At 53.9% G+C, this 13,346-nt stretch carries 13 protein-coding genes; 11 read left to right on the top strand and 2 right to left on the bottom strand.

What is annotated here, in order from left to right; genetic code table 11:
- Positions 1 to 27: 27 nt before the first annotated feature.
- Both CIK87_RS14670 and CIK87_RS12255 read right to left on the bottom strand, forming a co-directional pair.
- The gene (locus tag CIK87_RS14670; RefSeq protein ID WP_256387372.1) at positions 28 to 666 is read right to left on the bottom strand and encodes an IS982 family transposase; all 639 of its coding nucleotides are present in this window, start codon (positions 664 to 666) and stop codon (positions 28 to 30) included.
- Between the two features lie 109 nt (positions 667 to 775).
- Positions 776 to 2,746 (bottom strand): KUP/HAK/KT family potassium transporter, encoded by a 1,971-nt coding sequence (locus tag CIK87_RS12255; RefSeq protein ID WP_094387410.1) that lies wholly within the window; start codon positions 2,744 to 2,746, stop codon positions 776 to 778.
- Positions 2,747 to 3,245: 499 nt separating this feature from the next.
- Here CIK87_RS12255 and CIK87_RS12250 point away from each other — a divergent pair, with 499 nt between their 5' ends.
- The 11 genes from CIK87_RS12250 to CIK87_RS12200 all read left to right on the top strand — a co-directional run bounded on the left by CIK87_RS12250 (position 3,246) and on the right by CIK87_RS12200 (position 13,337).
- Entirely contained in the window at positions 3,246 to 3,776 is a 531-nt protein-coding gene (locus CIK87_RS12250) for a DUF4199 domain-containing protein (protein WP_094387409.1), read from the top strand.
- Between the two features lie 25 nt (positions 3,777 to 3,801).
- Complete coding sequence (locus CIK87_RS12245; RefSeq protein ID WP_022309954.1) at positions 3,802 to 4,764, top strand: glycosyltransferase family 2 protein; 963 nt, start codon at positions 3,802 to 3,804, stop codon at positions 4,762 to 4,764.
- Entirely contained in the window at positions 4,752 to 5,234 is a 483-nt protein-coding gene (locus tag CIK87_RS12240) for a DUF6452 family protein (RefSeq protein WP_094387408.1), read from the top strand. Before CIK87_RS12245 ends, CIK87_RS12240 begins: the two co-directional genes overlap by 13 nt.
- Positions 5,224 to 5,877 (top strand): DUF6048 family protein, encoded by a 654-nt coding sequence (locus CIK87_RS12235; RefSeq protein WP_371327124.1) that lies wholly within the window; start codon positions 5,224 to 5,226, stop codon positions 5,875 to 5,877. The genes CIK87_RS12240 and CIK87_RS12235 overlap by 11 nt, the downstream gene beginning before the upstream one ends.
- 13 nt (positions 5,878 to 5,890) lie before the next feature.
- A complete protein-coding gene (locus CIK87_RS12230) occupies positions 5,891 to 6,925 on the top strand; it encodes an FAD:protein FMN transferase (RefSeq protein WP_094387407.1) in 1,035 nt (344 codons plus the stop codon).
- A 31-nt stretch (positions 6,926 to 6,956) separates the two neighbouring features.
- A complete protein-coding gene (locus CIK87_RS12225; RefSeq protein WP_158216254.1) occupies positions 6,957 to 7,655 on the top strand; it encodes a Crp/Fnr family transcriptional regulator in 699 nt (232 codons plus the stop codon).
- Positions 7,652 to 7,867 carry a DUF4492 domain-containing protein gene (locus CIK87_RS12220; RefSeq protein WP_022309949.1) on the top strand — a complete coding sequence of 72 codons (216 nt, stop codon included), beginning with the start codon at positions 7,652 to 7,654 and terminating at the stop codon, positions 7,865 to 7,867. The genes CIK87_RS12225 and CIK87_RS12220 overlap by 4 nt, the downstream gene beginning before the upstream one ends.
- A 65-nt stretch (positions 7,868 to 7,932) precedes the next feature.
- Positions 7,933 to 9,489 (top strand): cytochrome ubiquinol oxidase subunit I, encoded by a 1,557-nt coding sequence (locus tag CIK87_RS12215; protein ID WP_094387405.1) that lies wholly within the window; start codon positions 7,933 to 7,935, stop codon positions 9,487 to 9,489.
- Positions 9,490 to 9,523: 34 nt separating this feature from the next.
- Positions 9,524 to 10,627, top strand: a complete 1,104-nt coding sequence (locus CIK87_RS12210; protein WP_094387426.1) for a cytochrome d ubiquinol oxidase subunit II — start codon at positions 9,524 to 9,526, stop codon at positions 10,625 to 10,627.
- A 67-nt stretch (positions 10,628 to 10,694) separates the two neighbouring features.
- Positions 10,695 to 10,949 (top strand): hypothetical protein, encoded by a 255-nt coding sequence (locus tag CIK87_RS12205; RefSeq protein WP_144008220.1) that lies wholly within the window; start codon positions 10,695 to 10,697, stop codon positions 10,947 to 10,949.
- Between the two features lie 300 nt (positions 10,950 to 11,249).
- Positions 11,250 to 13,337, top strand: a complete 2,088-nt coding sequence (locus tag CIK87_RS12200) for a M3 family metallopeptidase (protein WP_094387403.1) — start codon at positions 11,250 to 11,252, stop codon at positions 13,335 to 13,337.
- Positions 13,338 to 13,346: the final 9 nt, after the last annotated feature.

Raw genomic sequence — 13,346 nt, 5'->3', positions numbered from 1 at the left:
GTGTTGGCGTATTCTCTAAAACTTTGTCTAAGTGTTGATCGATTGATCAACCTTTTTGCTGATAGTAGTCACAGCACCACCTAATTTGGTTTCTGCACGTTGATACTGCTGAATGGTAGACTCCAGTTCAAATGTGGAATTGATGAAGGTATTGGTAGCCTTGTCAATGTCCTCACTCAACTGTTTTAACTCAGGAACACGGTTTACAAGTCCATCCTCGGCTTGCTGTTCCTCAACCTCGTTTTCGACATCATTCATCATGTTGTCGAAGTCGGAACTTTCTTTTATGACAGACCTTTTGCGCAACAGAATCTTGTCATACAATGGCATGAGTCTGTTTTTCATATTGCATTTCAAGCCAGTGACAATTTCAATGCCGTCGTTAAACAATCTCTCAAACAAGCCCTGTGAAATATATCCTTTGTCTGCGAATATTTTTCCGAACACATTATCACTCAATCTGTTAAACACATCTGTATTTCTGTCGTCAACATTCGCTTTCGTAAGCATAAAGTTAAGCAGTTCACCTCTCTCATTACATATCAGGTGCAACTTGAAACCGAAATACCATCCCATGGTACTCTCACCTCTTTCTGCATAACCACGGAACACCTTGTTCCTTGTTATGCGCTTGTTGTGGCATATGGGAATGCATGTACTGTCAATGAAACTTATACCCGTGTTACAACCATAAAGGTACTAAGAACTATTGGGATTACCAACTTTTACAAAGACTTTCTTATCCCGAACTCAGGTTACAATCAGTCGGTTTTGTTTATTCTTCTACAATTTGTGCGATTCGCCTGATGCTGCCAATGTGATGATTGATAATCAGCGGCACGCGTTCTACCACCACCATGGAAGTGTCAAGGCCCAATGCCTTTGGCTCGTCAATGCCTATCTTGCTGATAAGGGCGTAGATGGTCATCAGCAGGTTCTGCTGGCGGTTGACGGAACTCTCGGGATAATACACGCGGTGGATGATGATGAAACGGAAATCGCCAGGAATACCGTTTTTGCGGAGTGAAGGATAGGTGCTGGTAAGGTCAACCTTCTTGCTATCCACAAGGTCTTCCACCACTTGTCTCAGATAGAGACTAACCCGAGGCTCGATACGGAAACCTATGTGCATGGTCACGCTGTACAGTGTGTCGGGCACTAAGGTCTCGCAACTGTACTCCAGCGTATCAGGAGTATCTACAAACTCCATATTGATGAGCCAGTAATGGTCAGCGCGTTTAGGTTGCTTGTTGATGATGGAATATAGCAACTTGTCATCTACGGTACCTTGTTTGTCGGCATGGTTTACATAGACAAGATTGGAAGCGTACTTGGGGATGTCTTCGTCGGCTTTGATGTCGGAGATAATCTGATAATAGTCGTCCAGTGGTTTGGTGCTAATGTACTGGCGGCGTATCTTCATGGCACGTACCCATACATACATCATCAGGAACAGGATTCCGCTAATGAGCATTGTGCACCAGCCTCCTGCGAGAAACTTTGACAAATTGGCAGTTAAGAAGATGCCCTCGATGGTGCAGTATGTGCCAATAAACAATATCGTGAAAAGTCGCGCCATACCCTTGCTGTGCAGGTAGAAACCGAGCAGCAATGTAGTCATCAGCATGGTGATAGTAATGGCGAGTCCGTAGGCAGCCTCCATGTGTGAGGAGTCGCGAAACAGCAGGATGATGAGGACCACACCGATGTACATGGCAAGGTTGATTACGGGGATATAAAGCTGCCCTTTTACATGTGTGGGATGCTTGATTCGCATACGGGGCCAGAAGTGCAGGTTCATGGCTTCGCTCAAGATGGAGAAGGTACCGCTGATGAGTGCCTGACTCGCAACGATAGCCGCACCCGTGGCCATAATGATGGCGAAGACAAGTATGTTCTGCGGCATGATGGCAAAGAACGGATTCACGGAGTAGGCTGTCTGCACATGATTCAGCGCCCATGCTCCCTGTCCCAGATAGTTGAGAATGAGCATGGTCTTTACAAAGGCCCAACTGATGGTGATGTTCTTTCTGCCACAATGTCCCAAGTCGGAGTAAAGAGCTTCTGCACCGGTAGTACAGAGAAACACGGCACCCAGAATTAAAAACCATTGGGGGGATTTTGCCAACAGGATGACAGCATAATATGGGTTGAATGCCTTTAGTATCATAGGGAAGGTCGTGATACTGATGACGCCTATTATGCCCAACAGGAGAAACCATAGGAGCATGAAGACTCCGAAAGACTTGCCAATACTCTCGGTGCCAAACCGCTGCACAAAGAAGATGATGGTGATAATGGCAAGTGTAATGGGAGTGACAGGCAGATTCGGACTGATACTTTCGAGTCCTTCAATGGCTGTAGTAACCGTAATGGCAGGGGTGATAATTCCATCTGCCAGTAAGGTACTGGCGCCAATGATAGCCAGTATATAAATCCACTTACTCTTGAGGCGGCGCAGAAGAGCGTAGAGGGCGAGAATGCCTCCTTCGCCATTGTTGTCGGCACGCAGAGCCACACATACGTATTTGATGGAGGTCTGTAGGGTGAGTGTCCAAATGATACAGGACAATGCACCCAAGATAGTGCTTTCGTCGATGGCTTCGCCTGTATGGAGTATGGCCTTCATCACATATAGGGGTGATGTTCCAATGTCTCCAAATACGATGCCTAATGTGACGAGCAATCCCAAGAAGCCTACTTTATTATGGTTGCAGACAACTGGATGTCCTGAACAATCTTTCATCTTTCCTTCTCTTTATTAAGTGTTATCCTTCAGATTATAAAACAGTACACAAAGGTATAAACATACGAAGTAATACGCCCTTCGTTTAACAAGATTTATCGGTTTTAACATCTGGTGAAGTTCACTATAAGTATGCGAATGGCTGTCGCCCCATGCCAGGCGGGTAGCTACGAAGTATGTTTTTCTGTCTATACAATTGCCTTTGATTCTTCTTCAGAAACTCTTCGATTTTATCCCAAGAAACCAATCCTTTTCCGCCACCATCATATGTCGCTTATAAGCTATGAGCGTGTTCTGTTCTACAAGTTGTTGTCAACCAGAAGTTTTATAGGTCTTGACTAAGTCATGCCATATATCCCTTAAGGCCTTTGTCGATAACCAGCTAATTATCTTCCATCATTCTAAAAGGCGGAAGAACCAAAAAAAAAGACCATGGAAATGCGAAAAAATCGCAGTTTTATGGATTTTCTCTCTAAAAAACAGTACTTTTGCAGATAATATGACACTTAGCGACGCTTTCAAACAGGTCAAGGCCTTTGCGCGTATCGATGGCGTGTTCATGGCAGTGCTGTGGGCAGCCAGTTTTATGGCCATCATCTTCGACCCCCAGTCCGTGTGGGGCACGATGCTTGCCATAGCCACTCCCTTTGTGGCCGGCGCACGCCTCAAGGTCTTCCGTGACCGCGCCCTCGACGGAGTCATCTCGTTCCGTCGTGGCTATGCCTATCTGTGGTATACCTTCCTCTACGCCAGCCTGCTCTTCGCGGCTTTCCAGCTGGTCTACTTCCGTTTCTTCGACAACGGTGCCTTCATCGGCATGCTGGTGGGCGCCCTCCAGACGATAGAGGCCATCTACCGACAGCAGAACCTGTCGGTGCGAGAGCTTCAGGAGGCCGTCAACACGCTTCGCGCCACAAGCGATGTGCAGTTGGTGTTCACCTTCTTCACCCAGAACATCACGTTCTGCGCCATCATGTCGCTGCCCGTGGCTGCCATCATGCGCCGAAGTTATGCCCCCTATAATAAATAATGTATATATAAAACGTAAACAAGATATGGATATATCAGTAGTAATCCCCCTCTACAACGAGGAAGAATCGCTGCCCGAGCTCTTTGCCTGGATTAAGCGTGTGATGGAAGCCAACGGCTTCAGCTACGAAGTAATATTTGTCAACGATGGTTCTACCGACCACTCCTGGGACGTTATCGAGCGTCTGAGCAAGGAGTCGGAGCACGTGCGTGGCATCAAGTTCCGCCGCAATTATGGCAAGAGTCCCGCGCTCTACTGCGGATTCAAGGAGGTTAAGGGCGACGTGGTCATCACTATGGATGCCGACCTGCAGGATTCTCCCGACGAGATACCCGGACTCTACAAGATGATTATGGAGGACGGCTACGACCTCGTGTCGGGCTACAAGCAGAAGCGATATGACCCCCTGTCCAAGACCATCCCCACCAAGCTCTTCAATGCCACCGCCCGCAAGATCAGCGGTGTGAAGAACCTGCACGACTTCAACTGCGGCCTCAAGGCTTACCGCTTGGAGGTGGTCAAGAATATCGAGGTCTATGGCGAGATGCACCGCTATATTCCCTACCTGGCCAAGAATGCCGGCTTCGACAAGATTGGCGAGAAGGTGGTACACCACCAGGCCCGCAAGTATGGCAAATCCAAGTTTGGCCTTAACCGTTTCTTCAACGGCTATCTGGACCTGCTCACCCTGTGGTTCCTTTCCAACTTTGGCAAGAAGCCTATGCACGTCTTCGGATTTCTGGGCTCGCTGGTATTCTTCATCAGCTTCATCGCCCTCGCCATCTTGGGCATCAGCAAGCTGGTCGAACTGAGCCAGGGCAACTATGGCCATCTGGTCACCGACTCTGCCTGGTTCTATATCTTCCTCACCTCGATGCTTATCGGTACCCAGCTCTTCCTTGCCGGTTTCATCGGCGACCTGGTAAGCCGTAGCAACCCCAACCGCAATGATTACCAGATAGAGGAGGAGATACGATGCGGAAAATAGCGCTACTGCTTGTGGCGGTGGTGGCGGTGATTGCCTCGTGCTCGTCGATAGACTGTCCGCTCAACAATACCGTCTATACAAAGTATAGGCTGGCTGGCGACGTGACGACGCTCGACGACACGCTGACCATATCGGTCAAGCGCACATCGGGAGCCGACACCGTGCTGCTCAACAAGGCGCTGCGCGTGGACAGCTTCAGCATCCCGCTGAGCTACAGCCACGAGAGCGACGAGTACTACTTCGACATCCGTCCCGATGGCGGTGTGCGTACCATAGACACCGTGACCATCACCAAGACCAATGAACCCCACTTCGAGTCAGTAGACTGTCCAGCCACCATGTTTCATACGCTGCAGCAGGTCAAATGCACCCATCACCGCATTGACTCTGTTGTGATTAACCAGAATAAAGTAAGCTACGATGCTCAGAAACCGCATTTGCTCATCTATTTCAAGAGTCTTGGCAGTTAGCCTCATGCTTCTGCTGATGCCCCTGGCGCTGCAGGCGCAGAACCACAAGGGCAAGACCCTTACCGACCGCGACACCATACCCCTCTTCCGCGGAGTGGCAGTGTCGTTCGACCTCGTGGGCGTCATCCAGTCGGGTCTGGGCGACTATGGCCAGTACGAGGCTGCCGCCCGTCTCAATCTGCGCGACCGCTATTTCCCCGTTGTCGAGCTGGGTGTGGGCCATGCCGATGCCGACGATGTAGACAGTGGACTGCGCTACAAGACCTCGGCTCCCTACGGCCGTGTGGGTGTAGACTTCAACGTGCTGCGCAACAAGCACGACGTGAACCGCGTCTATGTGGGCGGCCGCTATGGCTATACCTCCTTCAAGTATGATGTCGACGGCACCGCTGTCAAGGACCCCGTGTGGGGCGACGATGTGGAGTACAGCTATAAGGACAACAGTGCCAACTGCCACTGGCTCGAACTGGTCGCTGGCGTCGATGCCCGCATCTGGGGCCCGTTGCGTCTGGGATGGAGCCTGCGCTACAAGCGCAAACTCACAGCCAAAGACCCCGCTATCGGCAAGGCCTGGTATATCCCTGGTTATGGTCGTTACGACGACCGTATCGGCGGCACCTTCAATGTAATCATCGAACTCTGACACCATCATCTATATGGAGCGAACAAGCAAGAAGAAACTGATAGGGCAGGGTGTGTTTCTGCTCTTTCTGATTGTGGCGACGGTCATCATCGTGCGCCAGAACCGGGCGATGCCCTACCAGCACAACAAGGGCATGATATTCGGCACCACCTACAGCATCGTGTACCAGTACGACCGCGACCTGCAAGCCGGGATACTCGACCAGCTGCAGCAGGTAGACAACTCGCTCTCTCCGTTTAACGAGACCTCCATCATCTCTCGCGTAAACCGCAACGAGACCGTCGAGGTCAACGACCTCTTCACCGATGTGTTTACGATGGCGCAAGAGGTCTCTGCCGACACCCACGGCGCCTTCGACATCACCGTGGCGCCGCTGGTCAATACCTGGGGCTTCGGTTTCAAGCAGGGTACCCCGCCCACCAAGGCTGTGATAGACAGTCTGCTGGCTATCGTGGGATATGAGAAGGTGAAACTCAGCGGACGCCATGTCGTGAAGCAGGACGCCCGCACCATGCTCGACTGCAGCGCCATAGCCAAGGGCTACGGCTGCGATGTGGTGGCGCGCTATCTGCGTGACCAGGGCGTGACCAACTATATGATAGAGATAGGCGGAGAAATCGTTGCCCACGGCGTCAACGACAAGCAGACCGCCTGGCGTATCGGCGTCACCAAGCCCACCGACGACAGTCTCAATATCAACCAGGAACTGCAGACCATCATCGATGTTGCCGACAAGGCGATGGCCACCAGCGGCAACTACCGTAACTTCTACTACAAGAACGGCCGCAAGTATGCCCATACCATTGACCCTGCGACCGGCTACCCTGTCCAGCACAGCATTCTCTCTGCCACGGTGCTCACCAACAGTTGTGCCCGTGCCGACGCCTATGCCACCGCATTCATGGTGATGGGACTCGAGCGCGCCCAGGAGGTGCTTGCCCGACATAAGGACATGATGGCCTACTTCATCTATACCGACCGCGAGGGCCGCCATGCCGTGTGGTGCTCTCCGGCACTGCGCGACAAGATGGCCGACCCCGCCCGCTGATAGCGCCACCCCCTCTGACACCGTTACCCCTATGGACACGCTGCATATATACAACAAGCTGCTCCAGTTTGCCCTCTTCCAGGGACTGAGCAAGGCCGACCTCGGTGCGCTGGTGACCCATACCCGTCTGGGTTTCCACAAGTATGCCGAGGGCGACACCATAGCGCGTGCCCAGACCACTTGCGACCGCCTCTTCTTTCTCATCGACGGCAGGGTAGAGGTCGTCACCTCTGCCGACAACGGGTCCTATGCGCTGGCAGAGACCGCTGCGGCTCCACTCTTGTTCGAGCCCGAAGCGCTGTTTGGCGTGAGCCCCCATTATGCCAGCCTCTACCGCGCCCTGACGCCCTGCAGCGTCATCGGCATCGGCAAAGACGAAATCTATAAGTTGATAGACCGTTTTCCTATCTTCCGTATCAACTACTTCAATCTTCTCTCTGCGCTTATCCAGAAGCGACACGCCCGCTGTTGGCGCAGCCACGGCGAAAGCATCGACAGCCGCGTCGTCGACTTTGTCCATAGCCACAGCCGCTACCCCGTAGGCGCCAAGCGTGTGGTCGTCAAGATGGTACGCCTGGCCCAAGAGCTGGGTTGCAGCCGTCTCGAGGTGTCGCGCGCATTGCATCGGCTGCAGAACCAGGGGCGTCTGCAGCTCTTCCGGGGAGGATTTGTGGCCGACCTGGCAGCCCCAGCCCATCAGCAATCCACTCCTGACACTTTCCGACAATGAACAGAAACAATATATTATATAAGGTGTACCGGCTCTATGCCGACGGTTTCCGCACCATGACCCTCGGCCGGGTGCTGTGGGCAGTCATCCTCATCAAGCTATTTGTCATCTTCTTTGTGCTGAAACTCTTCTTCTTCCCCGATGTGCTGGAGCAGAAGGCGCACGACGGCGACAAGGCGGCCTATGTGGCTGGCCAGTTGGTGGGGCGCTGACCCGATGGCGGCGACGCCCCTTAGAAATCTTACGACAATCATCAATCATCTTAAAATTATAAACAATGACACACCTGTTGACAATCGACCCAACCCTCATCGACTGGTCGCGTGCGCAGTTTGCACTTACAGCCATCTACCATTGGCTCTTTGTGCCGCTCACGCTGGGTCTGGCCCTCATCATGGGCATTATGGAAACGTGCTATTATCGCACAGGTAAACCATTCTGGAAAGAAACTGCCGTGTTCTGGCAGCGCCTGTTTGGCGTCAACTTCGCCATGGGCGTGGCTACGGGCATCATCCTCGAGTTTGAGTTCGGCACCAACTGGAGCAACTACTCCTGGTTTGTGGGCGACATCTTCGGCGCCCCGCTTGCTGTCGAGGGTATCGTGGCGTTCTTCATGGAGAGCACCTTCGTCGCCGTCATGTATTTCGGCTGGGAGAAGGTGTCGCGTGGCTTCCACCTCGCCTCTACATGGCTCACCGGACTCGGCGCCACCATCTCGGCATGGTGGATACTTGTGGCCAATGCGTGGATGCAGTACCCCGTGGGCTGCGAGTTCAATCCCGACACCGTGCGCAACGAGATGACGAGCTTCATTGATGTAGCCCTGTCGCCCTTTGCCGTCGACAAGTTCTTCCACACCGTCACCTCTACCTGGGTGGTGGGCGCCGTATTCGTGTGCGCCGTAAGCTGCTGGTATCTCTTGCGCCGCCGTGAGCAGGAGATGGCACGCCAGAGCATCCGCATCGCCAGCATCGTGGGCATCGTGGCCGCTGTGCTCACCATGACCACAGGCGACTTCTCGGCAGTGAAGGTGGCTGAGACCCAGCCCATGAAGCTGGCCGCCATGGAGGCACTCTACGACGGAGGCGAGGGCGTGTCGCTCACCGCCATTGCCGCTGTCAATCCCTTGGAGCAGCCCGACTATGCCCAGGGTGGCGAGGCTCCGCTGCGCATAGCCATCCCCAACGGACTCTCCCTGCTTGCCACCCACTCGATAGACGGCTACGTGCCCGGCGTCAACGACATCCTCAACGGATATACTCGCGACGGCAAGCGCGAACTCTCTGCCGAAGAGAAGATGGAGCGTGGCCGTAGAGCCATCACCACCCTTGCCACCTACCGCAAGCTGAAGGCTTTCGACGCCACCGACGCCCGACTGGACAGTCTGGCTGCCCAGCTGAAGCAGGACATGCCATATTTCGGTTATGGATATATCAAGGACCGAGCCGAACTGGTGCCCTATATCCCCGTCAACTTCTACGCCTTCCGCATCATGGTGGGCGTGGGGTCGCTCCTCATGCTCTTCTTCCTCGTCATCGGCCATATCGCCTGGCGCAAGGACATCACCGCCACCCATCGCTGGCTGTATCTGGCTGCCCTGGCGATGCTGCCCCTTACCTATATCGCCAGCGAGGCAGGATGGATAGTCGCCGAGTTGGGCCGACAGCCTTGGGCCATCCAGGACATGATGCCCACGGTGGCAGCCGTCTCCGACCTGCAGTCGGGCAGCGTGGCCCTGACCTTCTTCCTCTTCCTGATACTCTTCACTGTGCTGCTCATAGCCGAGGTCAGCATCATGTGCCGTGTCATCAGAAACTATAATGCCAACAAATAACAACTTGTGAAACCCTATACATCATAATATGATTATGACTTACGAATTCCTACAACAATACTGGTGGTTTATCGTCTCGCTGCTTGGGGCGCTGCTTGTGTTCCTGCTCTTTGTGCAGGGCGCCAACTCAATGGTTTATAGCCTTGGCCGTACCGAAGAAGGACAGCGCAAGGTGCTCGACTCTACCGGACGCAAATGGGAAATCACCTTTACCACGCTCGTCACCTTTGGCGGAGCCTTCTTTGCCTCGTTCCCCCTCTTCTACAGCACCAGCTTTGGCGGAGCCTACTGGCTATGGATGATTATCCTCTTCTCGTTTGTGCTGCAGGCAGTGAGCTATGAGTTCCAGCTCAAGAAGGGCAATCTGCTTGGCACCCGCACCTACCGATGGTTCCTCATACTCAACGGCATCGTGGGCCCGCTGCTGCTCGGTGGCGCTGTGGCTACATTCTTCGACGGCTCAAACTTCCTGGTAGAGAAGGCGTCGCTGACCGATGTCGGCTCGCCCGTCATCAGCCGCTGGGCCAACGCCTCTGCCGGACTCGACGCGCTGCTCGACGTGTGGAACCTCGTGTTTGGTCTCGCCGTGATGTTCCTGGCGCGCATGCTGGGCACGCTCTATATTATAAATAATGTGGACGACGAGGACATCCGCTCACGTGGCAGCGTGCGCCTCATCGGATGCACGTTGCCCTTCCTTGTGCTGTTCTTGGCGTTCTTTGTGAGACTGCTGCTCAAGGACGGATATGCCGTCGACGCCGCCACGGGCGTGGTGTCGCTGGAGCCGATGAAGTATCTGCACAACTACCTTGCCATGCCGCTGCTCGTCGTGCTCACCCTCGCGGGCGTGGCGCTGTTGCTCTACGGCGTGGTGCGCACCATCGTCAGCAAGACCTATATCCGTGGCATCTGGCCCGCCGGTGTGGGCGTGGTGCTGGTCGTGCTCTCTCTGCTGTTGGTGGCAGGCTATGCTGATACCGCCTACTATCCCTCCAATGCCGACCTGCAGTGCTCGCTCACCATTGCCAACAGTTGCAGCAGTGAGTTCACGCTCCGCACGATGTTCTACGTGTCGCTCCTTGTGCCGTTTGTCTTCGCCTACATCGCCTACGTATGGCGCGTGATGGACAGGAAGTAAAGCGATAGCCCCAATATTCCCGAAGGGGATGACTCCGTAAGGTTCTGCGGTTTGCCCGCGCCCCAAGGTGTCATCCCCTTCTGTCGTTTCTATCGCCGAGGGGCGCTTCGCCCGCAGCCCCGTCATGACCGAGGATGGCGACAAACCGCCCGTGACCGCAAATAACTTTACGGCGAAGTGGGAAACACTGAAATCATGGTTTGCCACACATAAATCGCAGTTCGAAATACAGAATTCAAATCCTGAAATCATCGTCAATGCCATCTCTGTGGGAAATGGCTTGGTGGGCAGCGGTCTGGAGCGGGTCAGGGTGGCGCCGTAGGCAAGTTCCTGGGTCGCGAAATGGGCGAGGGGAGTGGCGGCTCAAAGCCCGCTCAAGGCATGAATGACAGCGGCCGTCGCCAATGGAAGTAAAACATTAGTTAAAAAAATGGATATAATGGCTTGAATATGTTAGTTTTTTACTATTTTTGCATAAAATAGGCTGCGCCTCGGCCATTTGAGCAAGCTCATGGCGCTCGGTTTGCACTATTTTTGCATAAAATAGGCGGCACCTCAGCCATTAAGCGTGCTTGTGGTGAACAAGAGCGCCGTCACTGCATCGAAATCAACTACGAATAGTATGGACATTACAGCAAATATAGACAAAACTCAGGAAAATCCCTTTTTCCTGCCTTATAACACCCCTCACGACACTGTTCCTTTTGATAGAATAAAGACCGAACACTATGAAGAGGCGTTCATGGAGGGTATACGCCGTGACGATGAGGCTATCGACAAGCTCATCAACGACCCCGAAGAACCCACCTTTGAGAATACTCTCACCCGAGTGGACCTGAGCAAGGGCGAGCACTATTATGATTTGCTCGACCGCGTGTCGAGCGTGTTCTCGTGCATGCTCAGTGCCGAGACCAGTGATGAGATGGACGCCCTGGCCCAGAAACTCAACCCTATACTGACCAAGCACGCCAACGACGTGTCGCTCAACCGTCGTCTCTTTGAGCGCATCAAGTATGTCTATGAGCACCATCGTGAGCTCACGCCCGAGGAGAGTATGCTGCTGCAAACCTCTTACGACGGATTTGTGCGCAGCGGTGCCCTGCTCAGTGACGAGGACAAGGAGAAGCTGCGCCGGCTGACCGAAGAAGCCAGCATGCTCTCGCTGCAGTTCTCTCAGAACCTGCTGAAGGAGAACAAGGCATATCAGTTGCACATCACCGACGAAGCAGAGTTGAGCGGACTGCCCGACACACAGCGTGAGGCTGCCGCCCAGGCTGCTGCCGAGAAGGACAAGGAGGGTTGGGTGTTCACGCTCGACTTCCCCAGCTATTCGCCCTTCATGACCTATGCCGACAGGCGCGACCTGCGTCGTGAGATGTATATGGCCCACATGACCGTATGTACCCACGACAACGAGCAGAACAATCTGGAGATATGCAAACGGCTGGTCAATCTGCGCCGCGAGGTGGCACAGCTGCTGGGATATGACACCTATGCCGACTATGTGCTGGTGCAGCGCATGGCGACCAATACCGCCAATGTCTATCGTCTGCTCGATGACCTCATCGAGGCTTACAAGCCCACCGCCGTCAACGAGATGGAAGAGATAGAGCAGATGGCGCGCCGCCACGAGGGCGACGACTTCAAGCTGGAGCCCTGGGACATCTCCTACTACGCCCACAAGCTCAAGATGGAGCGCTATAATCTCGATGCCGAAATGCTGCGCCCCTACTTCAAGCTGGAGAACGTCATCGGCGGCGTCTTCGGACTGGCTACCCGTCTCTACGGCATCACCTTCAAGGAAAACGCGGATATCCCCGTGTATCATCCCGATGTCAAAGCCTATGAGGTGTACGACAACGACGGAGAGTATCTCGCTGTGCTCTATGCCGACTTCCATCCGCGCAAAGGCAAGCAGAACGGAGCATGGATGACAGAGTTTCAGGGACAGTGGATAGACCGCAAGGGCAACAATGTGCGCCCGCATGTGTCACTGGTCATGAACTTTACCAAGCCCACGGCCGAGAAGCCGGCACTGCTCACGCTGAGCGAGGTGGAGACCTTCCTGCACGAATTTGGTCACTCGCTCCACGGCATGTTTGCCAACACCCGCTTCCAGAGTCTCTCGGGTACCAACGTGTGGTGGGACTTCGTCGAACTGCCTTCCCAGTTTATGGAAAACTATGCCGTAGAGAAGGAATTCCTCAGTACCTTTGCCTACCATTATCAGACCGGCGAGCCTCTGCCCGACGAGCTTATCCGCCGCATCGTGGACAGCCGCAACTTCATGGTGGGCTACAGCTGTCTGCGTCAGGTGAGTTTCGGTCTGCTGGATATGGCCTACTACACCCAGCGCGACGCCTTCGATGACGACATCATCGACTACGAACACAAGGCTTGGGCCAAGGCAATGGTCACTCCGCAGCTCAAGGACACATGCATGACGGTGCAGTTCTCCCACATTATGGCGGGCGGATATGCTGCCGGCTACTACAGCTACAAATGGGCTGAGGTGCTCGACGCCGACGCCTTCAGCGTCTTCAAGAAGCACGGCATCTTCGACCGTGCCACCGCCCAGAGCTTCAGAGACAATATCCTCTCGCGTGGCGGTACCGAGCATCCCATGACGCTCTACAAGCGCTTCCGCGGTCAGGAGCCCACCATCGACGCACTGCTCGAGCGCAACGGAATAAAAAGCGACACCCAATAACAACATACC

Origin of the sequence: Prevotella sp. P5-64 (assembly GCF_002251285.1) — a bacterium.
Classification (GTDB): domain Bacteria; phylum Bacteroidota; class Bacteroidia; order Bacteroidales; family Bacteroidaceae; genus Prevotella.
The sequence above is the reverse complement of the archived record's forward strand: the minus strand, read 5'-3'. Positions and strand labels throughout refer to the sequence as shown.

Excerpts from the sequence above, each read along its gene's own strand:
- CIK87_RS12210 (WP_094387426.1), top strand. The coding sequence starts at position 9,524 with ATGACTTACGAATTCCTACAACAATACTGGTGGTTTATCGTCTCGCTG.
- CIK87_RS12200 (WP_094387403.1), top strand. The coding sequence starts at position 11,250 with ATGGACATTACAGCAAATATAGACAAAACTCAGGAAAATCCCTTTTTC.
- CIK87_RS12225 (WP_158216254.1), top strand. The coding sequence starts at position 6,957 with ATGGACACGCTGCATATATACAACAAGCTGCTCCAGTTTGCCCTCTTC.
- CIK87_RS12250 (WP_094387409.1), top strand. The coding sequence starts at position 3,246 with ATGACACTTAGCGACGCTTTCAAACAGGTCAAGGCCTTTGCGCGTATC.
- CIK87_RS12230 (WP_094387407.1), top strand. The coding sequence starts at position 5,891 with ATGGAGCGAACAAGCAAGAAGAAACTGATAGGGCAGGGTGTGTTTCTG.
- CIK87_RS12245 (WP_022309954.1), top strand. The coding sequence starts at position 3,802 with ATGGATATATCAGTAGTAATCCCCCTCTACAACGAGGAAGAATCGCTG.
- CIK87_RS12255 (WP_094387410.1), bottom strand. The coding sequence starts at position 2,746 with ATGAAAGATTGTTCAGGACATCCAGTTGTCTGCAACCATAATAAAGTA.
- CIK87_RS12240 (WP_094387408.1), top strand. The coding sequence starts at position 4,752 with ATGCGGAAAATAGCGCTACTGCTTGTGGCGGTGGTGGCGGTGATTGCC.
- CIK87_RS12220 (WP_022309949.1), top strand. The coding sequence starts at position 7,652 with ATGAACAGAAACAATATATTATATAAGGTGTACCGGCTCTATGCCGAC.
- CIK87_RS12215 (WP_094387405.1), top strand. The coding sequence starts at position 7,933 with ATGACACACCTGTTGACAATCGACCCAACCCTCATCGACTGGTCGCGT.